Source organism: Blastococcus haudaquaticus (genome assembly GCF_900230285.1).
GTDB classification, from domain to species: domain Bacteria; phylum Actinomycetota; class Actinomycetes; order Mycobacteriales; family Geodermatophilaceae; genus Blastococcus_B; species Blastococcus_B haudaquaticus.
Window position 1 is genome coordinate 205,567 of the sequence record NZ_OCNK01000001.1, and the last position, 14,126, is coordinate 219,692.

Here is a 14,126-nt window from a genome sequence, read left to right on the forward strand (position 1 = left end):
GTGGGGTTCGTCTCGCGCGTTCCGGTGGAACATGTCAGTCGCCGGATCCCGCCGAGACCAGCGCGTCGGAGCCACCGACGATCTCGCTGATCTCCTGGGTGATCTCGGCCTGGCGGGCCTGGTTGGCCTGCCGGGAGAGGTTCTTCGCCAGTTCCTCGGCGTTGTCGGACGCCGACTTCATCGCCCGGCGCCGCGAGGCCGACTCGGAGGCGGCCGCCTCGAGCATCGCCGCGTAGATCCGGGTGGTGACGTACTTCGGCAGCAGGGCGTCGAGGAGACCCTCGGCGGACGGCTCGAACTCGTAGGACGTCGGGACCCCGGAGTCACCGGCCGCACCGCGCTCGCGGTCCTCGCGCTCGTAGTCGAACTCCTCGACCTCCTCGACCTCCAGCGGAGCCATCCGCTTGGCGACGGGGACCTGCGAGAGCAGCGAGCGGAACTCCGTGTAGACGATGTGCAGCTCGTCGACGCCGAAGATGCCGTCGGCACCGGCGCCGCCGTCCTCGTCGTCCTCACCGGCGGTGAAGACGTCGATCAGCGAGGAGCCGACCTTCTGCGCGTCCTCGTAGCCGGGCTGCTCCGAGAAGCCCGTGAAGGTCTCGGCCATCTCGCGGTCGCGGAAGGAGTAGTAGGTCTCCCCCTTGCGGCCGACGACGTAGAGGACCGGCTCCTTGCCCTCCTTGCGGAGCAGGGAGAGCAGCTCCTCTGTGCGACGGAGCACGTTGACGTTGTACGAGCCGGCGAACCCGCGGTCGGAGGTGATCACGAGGACCGCCGCCCGCTGCGGGTTCTGCCGCTCGGTCAGCAACGGGTGGTCCAGCGAGGCCGACGACGCCAGCGCCGACAGCACCCGCGTGATCTCCCGGGCGTAGGGCTTGGACGCCTCGACCCGGGCCTGGGCACGCACGATGCGGGCACCGGCGATCAGCTCCTGGGCCGAGAAGATCTTCTTCGTCGACTGGGTGGAGCGGATGCGGCGCCGCAGCGCGCGGAGGGAGGCGGCCACGGGTCAGGCCTTCTTCTTGACCTGGACGCGCTCCTGGCCACGCTCCGACGCGTCCATGGCCTCTGCCTCGGCCTCGTTCACCTTGAGGGACTCGCCCTCGCCGGTGGTGAACTGGCCGTAGAACGCCTCGACCGCCTTCTCCAGGTTCTGCACAGTGTCGTCCTCGAGCTTCTTCGACGTCCGGATGGTGTCGAAGATGCCGTTGTCGCCCCGCGAGATGTAGTCCAGGAACTCCGACTCGAAGCGGCGCACGTCGGAGACCGGCACGACGTCGAGCTTTCCGGTGGTACCCAGCCACAGCGAGACGACCTCCCGCTCGACCGGGTACGGCGAGTACTGACCCTGCTTCAGCAGCTCGACGAGGCGCTGACCGCGGTCCAGCGTCGCGCGGCTGGAGGCGTCCAGGTCCGAGGAGAAGGAGGCGAAGGCCTCCAGCTCGCGGAACTGGGCGAGGTCCAGGCGCAGCCGGCCGGCGACCGACTTCATCGCCTTGATCTGCGCCGAGCCACCGACGCGGGACACCGAGATGCCGACGTTGATGGCCGGGCGGACACCGGAGTTGAACAGGCCCGTCTCGAGGAAGATCTGGCCGTCGGTGATCGAGATGACGTTGGTCGGGATGTAGGCCGACACGTCGTTGCCCTTGGTCTCCACCAGCGGAAGCCCGGTCATCGAGCCCGCACCCAGCTCGTCCGAGAGCTTCGCGCAGCGCTCGAGCAGGCGGGAGTGCAGGTAGAAGACGTCGCCCGGGTAGGCCTCGCGGCCCGGCGGGCGGCGCAGCAGCAGCGAGACCGCGCGGTAGGCCTCGGCCTGCTTGGACAGGTCGTCGAACACGATGAGGACGTGCTTGCCCTCGTACATCCAGTGCTGGCCGATGGCCGAGCCGGCGTAGGGGGCGATGTACTTGAACCCCGCGGCCTCGGACGCCGGCGCGGCGACGATGGTCGTGTACTCCATCGCGCCGGCCTCCTCGAGGGCCGAGCGGATCGCCGCGATCGTCGAGCCCTTCTGGCCGACGGCGACGTAGATGCAGCGGACCTGCTGGGCCGGGTCGCCGGTCGCCCAGGCTTCCTTCTGGTTGATGATCGTGTCGGTGACGATCGCCGTCTTGCCGGTCTGGCGGTCACCGATGACGAGCTGGCGCTGACCGCGGCCGATCGGCGTCATGGCGTCGATGGCCTTGATGCCGGTCTGCATCGGCTCGTGCACCGACTGGCGCTGCACGACGGTGGGCGCCTGCAGCTCGAGCGCGCGGCGGCCGGTGGTGGCGATCTCCCCGCCGCCGTCGATCGGGTTGCCCAGCGGGTCGACGACGCGGCCGAGGTAGCCGTCGCCGACTGGCACCGAGAGCACCTCGCCGGTCCGGCGGACCTGCTGGCCCTCCTCGATCCCGGAGAAGTCACCGAGGATGACGACACCGACCTCGCGCACGTCGAGGTTCAGCGCCAGACCACGCACACCGCTCTCGAACTCGAGCAGCTCGTTGGTCATGACCGACGGCAGACCCTCGACACGTGCGATGCCGTCGCCGGCCTCGGTGACCGTGCCGACCTCCTCGCGGGAGATGTCGGGGCTGTACTCGGTGACGTAGTTCTGGATGGCACTGCGGATCTCGTCTGCGGAGATCGTCAGCTCGGCCATGGGTCGCGTCCTCTTCCCTGCGGTGGTGTCTGGGGTGGGTCGGTCGGTGGGGGCGGTCAGCCGGCCAGTCGCCGTTCGGCGGCTTCCAGGCGGTGGGCGATGCTGCCGTCGATGACCTCGTCGCCCACCTGCACGACGAGGCCGCCGAGCACGCTCGGGTCGACGGTGACCTGCAGGCCGACGGTGCGCCCGTAGATCCGCCGGAGGACGTCGGAGAGACGCTGCTCCTGCGCGGCGGTCAGCGCCACGGCCGTGGTCACGCGTGCGACGGACTGCCCGCGGCGCCGGCTGGCCACCTCCGAGAGCCGCTCCACGGCGTTCTCGGCGGTGCCGACGTGCGGTCCGGTGAGCACGTTGCGCAGCAGTTGCTCGGTGACCGGGCTGACCCGGCCGGACAGCAGCCGGTCCAGCAGCGCCCGCTTGCCCTCGGTCGAGGCCTTGCGGTCGCTCAGGATCCGGCCCAGCTCACGATCGCCGCCGACGATGCGTCCGAACCGGAAGAGCTCGTCCTCGACGCCGTCCAGCTCGCCGCGGGCGTCCGCGGCGTCCAGCGACGCCTCGGTCGCCAGTGCGGAGAAGGCGTCCACCAGGTCGATCGGGTGCGACCAGCGCAGCCGCGCGACCGTCTCGATGAGGTCGAGCGCCGTGTCGGAGACCTTCGCGCCGAAGAGGCGCTGGGCCAGGGCGGCCCGGTCATCGGGCCGGCCCGCCGGATCCGACAGCGCCCGGCGCAGCGAGAGCTGACCGTTGAGCAACCGGCCGACGGAGAAGAGCTCGTCGGCGAGGGCCAGCAGCTCGGGGCCGGTCGCGGCGCGCGACGGCTGCCGGGTCAGGCGGTCCTTCGCCTTCTCCAGCATCCCGGAAGCAGGCCGGCTGAGCTGGTCCAGGCGCTCGCGCGCCTCGACCAGCGACGCCCGGCTCGAGGCCTCCATCAACGGTTGCTCCCGCCTACGCGGGTCGCGCCGCCGGCACCGTCGCCGGCTGCCGCCATGCCGTCGAGCTCGGAGAGGAAACGGTCCACCGTGCCGCTGCGCCGGGCGTCCTCGGCGAGGGACTCGCCCACGACCTGGCCGGCCAGCTGCACGGCGAGCGTGCCGATCTGACCCCGCAGCTCGTTGACCACCTGCTGACGCGCGGTGGCCAGCTGCTCCTCGCCGCGAGCGACGATGCGCTTCTGCTCCTCCTGCGCCTGGGTCCGCAGCTCCTCGAGGATCTGCTGACCCTCGGCACGGGCCTGGTCGCGGATCTGCGCGGCCTCGCTGCGGGCCTCGGCCAGCTGCGCGCGGTACTGCTCCAGCGCCGCCTTGGCCTCGGCCTGCATGGCCTCGGCGCGCTCGATCCCGCCCTCGATCGCCTCGCGACGGGCGACGAAGACCTGCTCGAAGCGAGGCACCACGTACTTGATCATCACGAAGCAGAGGATCGCGAACGTGATCGTGCCGACGACGATCTCGCCCACGGGCGGGATCAGCGGATTGTGCGACTCCGCAGCGAGGATGTTCATGCTCTGCACTCCCTGAGTCAGCTGGACAGGACCGGCTGGCTCAGCCGTAGATGAAGGGCGCGACCAGGCCGATGAGCGCCAGCGCCTCGGAGAGCGCGGCACCGAGGAAGGCGTAGGTGCGGGTGAGGCCGGCCGACTCGGGCTGGCGGGCGGTCGCCTGGATGTAGGCGGCCCACACGATGCCGACACCGATGCCGGGGCCGATGGCGGCGAGGCCGTAGCCGACAGCGCCGATGTTGCCCTCGAGCTCTGCGAGAACCTCGATCATTGGGGGGTCTTCCTCCTGTGTCGGTCACCCGGGGTCGTCCCGGATGGCTGGCGGGGTGGAGCGGTCAGTGGGCGGGTTCGACGGCGCCGTTGAGGTAGGTGGCCGTCAGGACGGTGAACACGTAGGCCTGGAGGACGATCACGAGCAGCTCGAAGAACGTCATGGCCAGGGCCATGGCGAACGCTCCGACGCTGAAGATCGCCGAGAAGTTGCCGACCTGGAGCAGGTAGACGGTGCCGAGCGAGAACACCGCCAGCAGCATGTGGCCGGCGAACATGTTGGCGAAGAGTCGCACGGCCAGCGTGAACGGCCGGATGACGAACACCTGCAGCAGCTCGATCGGCGTCACCAGGATGAGCGCGCCGATGGGCACGCCCGGGGGGATCGCGGCGTCCTTGAAGTAGCGGCCGGCCCCCTGCTCGCGGATGCCCACCCAGTTGTAGATGACCCAGACGATCACCGCGAGGACCAGCGGGAACGCGAACTTCGACATCGGGGAGATCTGCGCCAGCGGCACGATCGACATCGCGTTGTTCGCGAGGATGAAGAAGAAGAGCGAGGCGAGGAACGGCGCGAACGGCAGACCCTTGGGGCCGATGACGTCGCGGGCCATCCCGTCGCGGATGAGGGAGTAGCCGCTCTCACCGATGAACTGCATCTTGCCCGGCACGATGGAGGGCTTGCGCACGGCGGCGACCATGAGGCCGATCATCACCGCGGTCGCGAGCCACATGATCAACGTGATGCGGGTGATCTCGAAGGCGACCCCGAAGAGATCGAACTCCGCGATCGGCTCCGGGTAGAACTCCTCGACGGTCGGAGCCTGGAAGCCGTCGTCCCCGCCGGATCCTTCGGCTGCGAGCACGCTGGCGAGCGCTGAGGCGCTGGAGGTCACCGTCGTCCCTTCTGCGTCTTGCGGTACTCCGGTGGCCGGCTCCGCTGCCCGCCCCGGGTCGTGCTGGTGGGCCGCCCTCCCGGAGGTGGTTCGACGGCCCCGTACTTGACGACCACCAGGTAGATGGCCACTCCCAGACCGAGGAGGACGCCGACCAGGGTGAAGACCCGCGTCTCCAGCCAGCGGTCGAGCAGCCACCCGACCCCGCCCCAGACGATCATCCCCGAGAGCATGGTCCCGGTGATGCCCCAGCCGACGTCCGCTCCACTGGGTGGACGGGCTGGTTCGTCAGGTCGCGGTCGAGCATCCCCGCGAGCAGGGCTGTTCTCGGCCATCGGCCCGGACACTATCTCAGCCGCGTGACGCGGGCTTTTCCGGGTCCGGCCGCGGCACCCCACCGGCTCCTGCGGCGGACGCCGACGGTGCCGCGGAGGGGGGTGACGGAGGGGGTGCGTAGTAGAGCTGGCGGGTCCATACCCACCGGGCCTGGACGCCACTCCAGAGGAACGTCGCCGCGATCACGGTCCACGCCAGAGCGAGCCGGTCCAGCCAGCCGTCCTCGGGGATCGACCCGAGGACGAGGAACAGCACCAGCGCCTTGACCAGGAACGTGCCGAGAGCCGCCGGCAGGGCCAGGCTGTCGTCGATCCGGCCGGCGCGGGCGATCACCACGGCGGAGACGCAGAAGAAGACCGCCACCGTGGCCGCACCGGCCAGCACGGCGACCGCGCTCCCCCAGCCGCCGACCACACCGGCGACCGGTGCCGCCACGACCGCTGCAGCGGCAGTGGCCAGCAGGCCCGGCCGCAGGAAGGAGATGTCCCACGCGGCGTCGCCGCCGGTCGAGCCGCCCGGAGGGCGCGTCACCGGAGCACCTGCCCGGCGCCGGCCGGCCGCTGCTCCGACCCGGGGCGCGCACCGGCCTGCGGCCGGGCACGCACGGCCCGGGCGGTCGGGTGCTCCGCGCGGCTGCGCTCGCGCTGCGCGGCGAGCTCGGCGGCCCGCGCCTCGCGGGCGGCCCGCCGCGCGCGGGGGCTGAGCACCACCACGACGCCCACCACCAGGAGGACGGCGATGGCCACGAGGAGCTCCGCCTGGCCGCCGGTGATGGACAGCCCGACGGCGCCGAAGGAGAGCAGCGCGGCCCAGAAGTACATGACCAGCACGGCCCGGCGGTGGGAGTGGCCGATCGAGAGCAGCCGGTGGTGCAAATGCATCTTGTCCGGCGAGAACGGCGACTGGCCCTTGCGGGTGCGCCGGATCACCGCCATCAGCAGGTCGACGAAGGGGATGAAGAGGATCGCGATCGGCACCAGCAGCGGCAGCGTGAGCGGGAGCAGGCTCGCGGCGGAGTCGAAGGACTGGGGGTCCACTCCCCCGGTGGCCGTGACCGCACCGGCCGACAGCATCAGGCCGACCAGCATGGAGCCGGAGTCGCCCATGAAGATGCGGGCCGGGCTGAAGTTGTGCGGCAGGAACCCGATGCAGGCGCCGGCCAGGACGGCGGTGATGAGCGCCGGTGCGCTGGCCACGTCGTCGTAGCCGACCACGCCGAGGTGGTAGCTGTAGGCGAAGAAGGCCAGCGCCGCGATGGCCGACACCCCGGCTGCGAGGCCGTCCAGCCCGTCGATGAAGTTCAGCGCGTTGACCGCCGCGACGGTCAGCAGGATGGTCAGCGGGACGCCGATGTCGGGACCCAGCGAGATGGTGCCGATGTCGGCGACCGGCAGGAACAGGAACGCCAGCTGCACCCCGAGCAGCACCATGACGCCGGCGGCGGCGATCTGCCCGGTCAGCTTGGTCAGGGCGTCCAGGCCCCAGCGGTCGTCGAGGACCCCGAGGAGGCAGATCAACCCGCCGGCGACGAGCACGGCGATGGTCTGCGAGTCGTCGAAGGTGCGCTGCAGCGCCGGGAGACGGGTGGCGACGAGGATCGCCGCGGCCACCCCCAGGTACATCGCCACCCCTCCGCCGCGGGGGGTGGGGATGACGTGCACGTCGCGCTCGCGGGGTGCCGCCATCATCCGCGCCCGGATGGCGACCATCCGCACCACCGGGGTGGTCAGGAAGGTGACCAGCGCGGCGGTGAGCAGGACGACGGCGTACTCGCGCACGGGTCAGACCCCCACTCGATCGACTCGTTGCGGCTACCCGCGACGCCCGGGCGAGCGCGTGGGGATGCAGCAACTATGACACTGCGGTCCTCCCGGACCGCACCGCCGCCACGTGCCGTCCCTGCTCGTCGGAGGTCGTGCGGTCCCCTCCTCGGGATCTCTGCCCGGCGGCAGCCGACGCCACGAGCCCCCCGCGCGGACCCCGGAGGCCTGCTCGTCGGGCTCAGTCGATGATGTCGGGAACGACGTCCCGGAGCTGCTCGACGGACAGGGCGCCCACCCGCAGCACCCGCGGGACAGGGCCGGTGCAGTCGACGATGGTGCTGGCGGCCGAGCCCTCGCGGGGCCCGCCGTCCAGGACCACGGCCGCGTGGTCACCGAGCTGCTCGACAGCCTGCTGGGCCGTGGTCGCGGCCGGCCGGCCGGACCGGTTGGCGCTGGACACGGCGAGCGGCCCCGTCCGGCGCAGCAGATCACGGGCGACCTCGTCGTCGGGCAGCCGGACGGCGACCGTGCCCTCGGCGTCACCGAGGTCCCAGGCGAGGGACGGCGCGTGCTCGAGCACGAGGGTGAGCCCGCCCGGCCAGAACGCCTGCGCCAGCTCCTGGGCGACCCGGGGCAGGTTCACCACGAGACCGGCCAGGGTGGACGCCTCGCCGATCAGGACCGGGACCGGCATGGTGCGCCCCCGGTTCTTCGCGGCGAGCAGCCCGGTGACGGCGGCAGGGGTGAAGGCGTCGGCCGCCACGCCGTAGACCGTGTCGGTGGGCAGCAGCACCAGCTCGCCCCGCGCGATCGCGGCGCCCGCGGCGTCGATGCCGGCGGCGCGCTCCTCCGGGTCGGTGCAGTCGAAGAGGTCAGCCACGGGGAGGGAGTCTCCCCCACCGCGGGTTCAGACCCGTCGGGCGGTGGTGAACCGGGGGCGCCCGGCCAGGTCCGGGTGGTCCTCGACGTCGGTGAAGCCGCCGTGCGCCCGGACGACGGCGGGGACCGCGCCGCCCTGCTGGTCGGCGTGCTCGATGCCGAGCCAACCACCGGGGTGCAGGAGGCGCGCGGCCACCGACAGCATCCCGCGGACGACGTCCAGCCCGTCGGGACCGCCCCACAGCGCCAGCGGCGGGTCGTGCTCGGCGACCTCGCGGGGCAGCACGGCGTCGTCGGGGACGTAGGGCGGGTTGGACACGACGACGGTCACCCGGCGGTCGAGCTCCGGCAGCAGAGCAGGATCGGTCATGTCGCCCTCGACCACGCCGACCGGCGTGTCCCCGGCTGCCACACGTGCCATGGCGTTGTGCCGGGTCCAGGCGATGGCGCCCGGGTCACGCTCGACCGCGGTCACGCGGGCGCCGGGATGCTCCTGCGCGATGGACAGTGCGAGCGCGCCGGAGCCGCTGCCCAGGTCGACGACGATCGGCCCGTCGGTCCCGGCCAGCCGGTCGAGCGCCCAGCCCGCCATGAGCTCGGTCTCCGGCCGCGGGACGAAGACGCCCGGGCCGACCGCCAGCTCCAGGTGGCGGAACGGCGCCCGGCCGGTGAGGTGCTGCAGCGGCACCCGGTCGGCCCGCTGCTCGACGAGCGCCCCGAAGCGGGCGGCGTCGTCGTCGGCCACCTCGTCGAGGGTGAGCAGCCGCGCACGCGGGACGCCGAGGACGTGGGCGAGCAGGAGCTCGGCGTCCACGCGGGCGGACTCGACGCCGCCGTCGGTGAGCCGGCGGACGGCGTCGGTCACCAGGGGCCTGACGTTCAGGAGCCGGCCGCCAGCAGCTCGGCGGTGTGCGCGCCGACCAGCGCGTCGATGACGGCGTCCAGGTCGCCGTCGATCACCTGGTCGAGGTTGTGCGCCTTGTACCCGACGCGGTGGTCGGCGATCCGGTTCTCCGGGAAGTTGTAGGTGCGCACCCGCTCGCTGCGGTCCATCGTCCGCACCTGGCTGCGCCGCTGGTCGCTCGCGGTGGCCTCGGCCTCCTCGCGGGCGGCGGCCAGCAGCCGCGAGCGGAGCACCCGCAGCGCGGACTCCTTGTTCTGCAGCTGGCTCTTCTCGTTCTGCGAGCTGACCACGATGCCGCTGGGCAGATGGGTGATGCGGACGGCGGAGTCGGTGGTGTTCACGCTCTGCCCGCCCGGGCCCGACGACCGGAACACGTCGATGCGCAGGTCGTTGGGGTCGACGGTGACGTCGACCTCCTCGGCCTCCGGCAGCACCAGCACGCCGGCCGCCGAGGTGTGGATCCGGCCCTGGCTCTCGGTGACCGGCACCCGCTGCACGCGGTGCACACCGCCCTCGAACTTCAGCCGCGACCAGATCCCCTCGTCGGTGCGCGACTTCACCGCGACCGCGACGTCCTTGTACCCACCGAGCTCTGCGTCGACGGCCTCGAGGATCTCGGTCGACCAGCCGCGGCGCTCGGCGTAGCGCAGGTACATGCGCAGCAGGTCGCCGGCGAAGAGCGCCGACTCCGCACCGCCCTCCCCCGCCTTGATCTCGAGGATGACGTCCTTGTCGTCGTCGGGGTCGCGCGGCAGCAGCTGCTCGTGCAGCCGCGCCTCGAGCTCCTCGACCCGCTGCCCGAGCGTGGTCGCCTCGGCGGCGAAGGACGCGTCCTCGCCGGCCAGCTCGCGCGCGGTGCCCAGGTCGCCCCGGGCCTCGTCCAGCGCCCGCGCCGTCTCGACGAGCGGGGCGAGCTGGGCGTACCGCCGGCTCAGCCGGCGGGCCCGTGACTGGTCGGCGTGCACGGAGGGGTCGGCGAGCTCGCGCTCCAGCGACGCGTGCTCGTCGAGCAGGACCGACAGGCGGTCAGGGGTGCTCATCGGGAGGCTCCTCTCGGACGAGCGGGCGGCGGACATGACGACGGCGCCCGTCCCGCCCCGGGAAGGGGCGGCACGGGCGCCGTCGGAGGAGCTACTTGCCGGCGGTCTCGGACCCGGTGGCGGCACCGGCGGGGGTGCGCTTGCCGAACCGCTTCTCGAAGCGGGCGACGCGGCCACCGGTGTCCAGGATCTTCTGCTTGCCGGTGTAGAAGGGGTGGCACGCCGAGCAGACCTCGACGGTCAGCTGACCGGTCGCGGACGTGCTGCGGGTCTGGAACGTGTTGCCACAACCACAGGTCACCGTGGTGACGTTGTAGGCCGGGTGGATGTCGCTCTTCATGGCTGGCGCCTCTTCCGAGAAGTCTCTGGTGTTCGTGTGGTGGAACGCCTGCGGGCGGGTGGTATTCCGTGCGGTGACGGACGCCGTCGGCGGGGCTCGATCGGCAAGTATCCCCGATGGCCGGGACTAGTCGTCGCTCGGGCCCGGAGCGCTAGTCGCCGCTCGGGCCCGGAGCGCTAGTCGTTGCCCGGCCCCAGCGTCGTCTTCTGGATCTGCATGAGGAACTCGACGTTGTTGCGCGTCTTCTTCAGCTTGTCCAGGAGCAGTTCCAGCGCCTGCTGCGGCTCGAGCGCGGCCAGCACCCGGCGCAGCTTGATGACGATGGCCAGCTCGTCGGGGTTCATCAGGATCTCTTCCTTGCGGGTGCCCGACGCGTTCACGTCGACCGCCGGGAAGACCCGCTTGTCCGCCAGGCGGCGGTCGAGCTTGATCTCCGCGTTACCCGTGCCCTTGAACTCCTCGAAGATGACCGTGTCCATCGTGGACCCGGTCTCGACCAGCGCCGAGGCGATGATCGTGAGCGAGCCGCCGTTCTCGATGTTGCGGGCCGCACCGAGGAAGCGCTTGGGCGGGTAGAGAGCAGTGGAGTCGACACCACCGGAGAGGATGCGCCCGCTGGCAGGGGCCGCCAGGTTGTAGGCGCGGCCCAGGCGGGTGATCGAGTCCAGGAGGACGACGACGTCGTGACCCATCTCGACCAGGCGCTTGGCCCGCTCGATGGAGAGTTCCGCGACCGTCGTGTGGTCCGCCGGCGGCCGGTCGAAGGTCGAGGCGATGACCTCGCCCTTCACCGAGCGCTGCATGTCGGTGACCTCCTCCGGACGCTCGTCGACCAGGACGACCATCAGGTGGCACTCGGGGTTGTTCGTCGTGATCGCGTTCGCCAGCGACTGCAGCACCATCGTCTTGCCGGCCTTGGGGGGCGACACGATGAGCGCGCGCTGCCCCTTGCCGATCGGCATGACCAGGTCGATGACCCGCGTGGTGAGCAGGTGCGGCTCGGTCTCCAGCCGCAGGCGGTCCTGCGGGTAGAGCGGCGTCAGCTTGGTGAACTCGGGCCGGTCCCGGGCCTGCTCGGGGTCGAGGCCGTTCACCGTGTCCAGGCGGACCAGCGCGTTGTACTTGTCCTTGCGCTCGCCCTCCCGGGGCTGGCGGACGGCGCCGGTGATGGCGTCGCCGCGGCGCAGCCCGTAACGGCGCACCTGGGACAGCGACACGTAGACGTCGTTCGGGCCGGTGAGGTAACCCGAGGTCCGGACGAACGCGTAGTTGTCGAGGACGTCGAGGATGCCGGCGACGGGCAGGAGGACGTCGTCGTCGCTGACCGTCGGCTCGCCCTGCTCGTAGCGGTCCCGGCTGCCCGGCGCGTTGCCGCCGCGCTTGTTGCGGTCGCGGTAGCGGCGACCGCGGCGACCGCGGCCACCCTCGAAGTCGTCGTCCTCGTCGTCGTTGGGGCCGGCGCCACGACCGCCCTCGGCGCGGTTGTCGTTCCGGTTGTCCGGACGCCCACCGCGATCGTTGCGGTCGCCGCGGTCGGGACCCCGGTTGCCGTCGCGGTTGGCACCGTCACGGGCGTTGCCGTCGCGGGCGCCGCCGTCGCGGGCGCCACTGTCACGGGTGCTGCCGTCGCGGGTGTTGCCGCCGTCCCGGCTGCCCCGGTCGTTCGCGGGGCGGTCGTTCGCGGGGCGGTCGTTCGCGGGCCGGTCGGTGCCGCCGTCGCGGTCCCGGTCACCGCGGCTGCGGTTCCGGTCGCGGTTGCGCTGCGGGCGGTCACCGTCGGTGCGCTGGTCGCCGTCGGGCGCGGTCTCGGTGTCGGTGGAGGCGCCGGAGGTCGTGTCCCCTGCCGGCCCCTCGGTCCGGGCCTCGGTCCGGGCCTCCGTGGTGTCGGCCTCGCGGGGCCCGTCGGTGGACGGGGTCTCGACCGCCGGGGAGCCGGCCGGGCGGCTCGCGCCACGGCGGGAACGCACCGGGCGCGTGGGCGCCGCGGTCTCGGGCTGACCGGTCAGCGGACCGCCGTTGGCGCCACCGCTGATCGGGGCCTCGAGCGGCGCGGAGGAGGCAGCAACGCCGCGGGCCACGGGGGCGCCGTCGTCGGTGCCGGTGGTCGGCGCGGCCGGGGCGGCGGCCGGGGAGGACGCGCCCTCGGAGCCGCCGACCTGGCGGGCGGAGATGGCGGCGACGAGGTCGCCCTTGCGCATCCGGCCGGTGCCGGAGATGCCCAGCTCACCGGCGAGCCGCTGCAGCTCGGGCAGCAGCATCCCGGAGAGCCCGTTGCCGCGGCGACGGGGGCTTGCCGTCGTCCCAGAAGCGGCAGGTGCCTCGCCCGGAGCGGCAGCGTCCTGCGTGCCGTTCACGGAGAGGTCGGTGGTTTCACTCACGTACAGGTCCTTCCCTGCGGTGACCTGCGCCTACCGGCACAGGGGTCCCCCGTCCCCTGGCGGTCCGGCCCGGAGGCGGGTACGCACGGAGGAACAGGTCGAAAAGATGCGAGGCGGATCAGCGGCGAAGAGAGATCGTCGGCTTCGGCCCCGCGCGAGGCTCGCCCGAGTGGGCGGCTACGCCGTGAGCCTAGTCGCAGCTCACGGACTCAGACAACACCGGTGGGTGCGGCGTGTGTTCCTCGTTACCGAGAAGATACCTGAGTCCTCGCCTCGAGCACCCGGGCTCCGTCGACGTCCACGTCGAGTGCGAGCACCGTCCAGCCGGTCCCGGCCAGCTGCGTGATGCGGTCGACTGCGCCGGGCTCCCGGGTGAGCACGAGCACGCTCGGCCCCGCCCCCGAGACGACGGCGGCGTGCCCGTCCGCCCGCAGCTCGTCCAGCAGGGTGGCGGACGCCGGCATGGCGGCGGCGCGCTGCCGCTGGTGGAGGCGGTCGTCCGTGGCGTCGAGCAGCCGCTCCGGCGCCGCGGTCAGGGCGTGCGTCAGCAGCGCGGCGCGGGCGGCGTTGAAGGCGGCGTCCGCGTGCGGCACCAGCTCGGGCAGCAGCCCGCGGGCCACGTGGGTGGACAGCGTGGTCTCCGGCACCAGGACGACCGGACGCACGTCGGGATGCACCCCCAGCCGCTCGGCCCGGGCACCGTCGGCGGCCGTCCAGGAGAGCGTCGCCCCGCCCAGCAGGCAGGGCGCGACGTTGTCGGGGTGCCCTTCGAGCTCCGTGGTCAGCCGCAGCACGGCCTCGAGGTCGATGTCCCCGACGTCCGGGCACAGCGCCCAGGCGCCCACCACCCCCGCGACGACGGCGGCCGCCGAGGAGCCCATCCCCCGGCCCTGCGGGATGCCGTTCTCCGCCAGGACGCGCAGACCGGGCGGCGTCCAGCCCAGGTGCTCGCACGCAGCCCGGAAGGCCCGGACGACCAGATGCGACTCGTCCGTGGGCAGCTCCCCCGCCCCGACACCGGACACCTCGACGGTCAGGCCGGCGGGGGCGACGGCGAACTCGAGGACGTCGTACCGGGTGAGGGCGAGGCCCGCGCAGTCGAACGCGGGACCGAGGTTCGCGCTGGTAGCGGGGACGCGGACCCGGACGGCGTCGCCGCTCACCATGCCGTC

15 protein-coding genes are annotated in these 14,126 nt (G+C 72.5%); all 15 read right to left on the reverse strand.

The window, feature by feature from the left end; genetic code table 11:
• Positions 1–34 precede the first annotated feature (34 nt).
• On the reverse strand, positions 35–1,006 hold the full coding sequence (locus CRP30_RS00995; RefSeq protein ID WP_097182115.1) for a F0F1 ATP synthase subunit gamma: 972 nt from the start codon (positions 1,004–1,006) through the stop codon (positions 35–37).
• Positions 1,007–1,009: 3 nt separating this feature from the next.
• Positions 1,010–2,647 carry a F0F1 ATP synthase subunit alpha gene (gene atpA, locus CRP30_RS01000; RefSeq protein WP_097182116.1) on the reverse strand — a complete coding sequence of 546 codons (1,638 nt, stop codon included), beginning with the start codon at positions 2,645–2,647 and terminating at the stop codon, positions 1,010–1,012.
• A gap of 56 nt (positions 2,648–2,703) precedes the next feature.
• On the reverse strand, positions 2,704–3,579 hold the full coding sequence (locus CRP30_RS01005) for a F0F1 ATP synthase subunit delta (RefSeq protein WP_097182117.1): 876 nt from the start codon (positions 3,577–3,579) through the stop codon (positions 2,704–2,706).
• Positions 3,579–4,151, reverse strand: coding sequence for a F0F1 ATP synthase subunit B (locus CRP30_RS01010; protein WP_097182118.1), 573 nt, complete (start codon positions 4,149–4,151; stop codon positions 3,579–3,581). Before CRP30_RS01010 ends, CRP30_RS01005 begins: the two co-directional genes overlap by 1 nt.
• A 40-nt stretch (positions 4,152–4,191) precedes the next feature.
• Complete coding sequence (atpE, locus tag CRP30_RS01015; RefSeq protein WP_164704633.1) at positions 4,192–4,419, reverse strand: ATP synthase F0 subunit C; 228 nt, start codon at positions 4,417–4,419, stop codon at positions 4,192–4,194.
• A gap of 64 nt (positions 4,420–4,483) precedes the next feature.
• Positions 4,484–5,314 (reverse strand): F0F1 ATP synthase subunit A, encoded by an 831-nt coding sequence (atpB, locus tag CRP30_RS01020; protein ID WP_097182119.1) that lies wholly within the window; start codon positions 5,312–5,314, stop codon positions 4,484–4,486.
• Positions 5,311–5,535: an AtpZ/AtpI family protein gene (locus tag CRP30_RS01025; RefSeq protein WP_235003094.1), complete on the reverse strand. Its 225-nt coding sequence runs from the start codon at positions 5,533–5,535 to the stop codon at positions 5,311–5,313. Before CRP30_RS01025 ends, atpB begins: the two co-directional genes overlap by 4 nt.
• 130 nt (positions 5,536–5,665) lie before the next feature.
• Entirely contained in the window at positions 5,666–6,181 is a 516-nt protein-coding gene (locus tag CRP30_RS01030) for a Cg1360 family ATP-synthase-associated protein (protein ID WP_097182120.1), read from the reverse strand.
• Positions 6,178–7,428, reverse strand: a complete 1,251-nt coding sequence (locus tag CRP30_RS01035; RefSeq protein ID WP_097182121.1) for a glycosyltransferase family 4 protein — start codon at positions 7,426–7,428, stop codon at positions 6,178–6,180. The genes CRP30_RS01030 and CRP30_RS01035 overlap by 4 nt, the downstream gene beginning before the upstream one ends.
• Positions 7,429–7,651: 223 nt before the next feature.
• The gene (locus CRP30_RS01040; RefSeq protein WP_097182122.1) at positions 7,652–8,293 is read right to left on the reverse strand and encodes an L-threonylcarbamoyladenylate synthase; all 642 of its coding nucleotides are present in this window, start codon (positions 8,291–8,293) and stop codon (positions 7,652–7,654) included.
• A 27-nt stretch (positions 8,294–8,320) separates the two neighbouring features.
• Complete coding sequence (gene prmC, locus CRP30_RS01045; RefSeq protein WP_235003095.1) at positions 8,321–9,157, reverse strand: peptide chain release factor N(5)-glutamine methyltransferase; 837 nt, start codon at positions 9,155–9,157, stop codon at positions 8,321–8,323.
• A 14-nt stretch (positions 9,158–9,171) separates the two neighbouring features.
• Positions 9,172–10,236 carry a peptide chain release factor 1 gene (gene prfA, locus CRP30_RS01050; protein ID WP_097182124.1) on the reverse strand — a complete coding sequence of 355 codons (1,065 nt, stop codon included), beginning with the start codon at positions 10,234–10,236 and terminating at the stop codon, positions 9,172–9,174.
• A gap of 91 nt (positions 10,237–10,327) precedes the next feature.
• Positions 10,328–10,576 carry a 50S ribosomal protein L31 gene (gene rpmE / locus CRP30_RS01055; protein ID WP_097182125.1) on the reverse strand — a complete coding sequence of 83 codons (249 nt, stop codon included), beginning with the start codon at positions 10,574–10,576 and terminating at the stop codon, positions 10,328–10,330.
• Positions 10,577–10,752: 176 nt separating this feature from the next.
• The gene (gene rho, locus CRP30_RS01060) at positions 10,753–12,954 is read right to left on the reverse strand and encodes a transcription termination factor Rho (RefSeq protein WP_097182126.1); all 2,202 of its coding nucleotides are present in this window, start codon (positions 12,952–12,954) and stop codon (positions 10,753–10,755) included.
• 245 nt (positions 12,955–13,199) lie between these two features.
• Positions 13,200–14,120, reverse strand: a complete 921-nt coding sequence (gene thrB / locus CRP30_RS01065) for a homoserine kinase (RefSeq protein ID WP_097182127.1) — start codon at positions 14,118–14,120, stop codon at positions 13,200–13,202.
• Between the last annotated feature and the right edge of the window lie 6 nt (positions 14,121–14,126).

Bases quoted from the DNA above. Each gene is read 5' to 3' on its own strand.
- prfA (WP_097182124.1), bottom strand. From the start codon at position 10,236: ATGAGCACCCCTGACCGCCTGTCGGTCCTGCTCGACGAGCACGCGTCG.
- CRP30_RS01025 (WP_235003094.1), bottom strand. From the start codon at position 5,535: ATGATCGTCTGGGGCGGGGTCGGGTGGCTGCTCGACCGCTGGCTGGAG.
- CRP30_RS01010 (WP_097182118.1), bottom strand. From the start codon at position 4,151: ATGAACATCCTCGCTGCGGAGTCGCACAATCCGCTGATCCCGCCCGTG.
- rpmE (WP_097182125.1), bottom strand. From the start codon at position 10,576: ATGAAGAGCGACATCCACCCGGCCTACAACGTCACCACGGTGACCTGT.
- atpE (WP_164704633.1), bottom strand. From the start codon at position 4,419: ATGATCGAGGTTCTCGCAGAGCTCGAGGGCAACATCGGCGCTGTCGGC.
- thrB (WP_097182127.1), bottom strand. From the start codon at position 14,120: ATGGTGAGCGGCGACGCCGTCCGGGTCCGCGTCCCCGCTACCAGCGCG.
- CRP30_RS01005 (WP_097182117.1), bottom strand. From the start codon at position 3,579: ATGGAGGCCTCGAGCCGGGCGTCGCTGGTCGAGGCGCGCGAGCGCCTG.
- atpA (WP_097182116.1), bottom strand. From the start codon at position 2,647: ATGGCCGAGCTGACGATCTCCGCAGACGAGATCCGCAGTGCCATCCAG.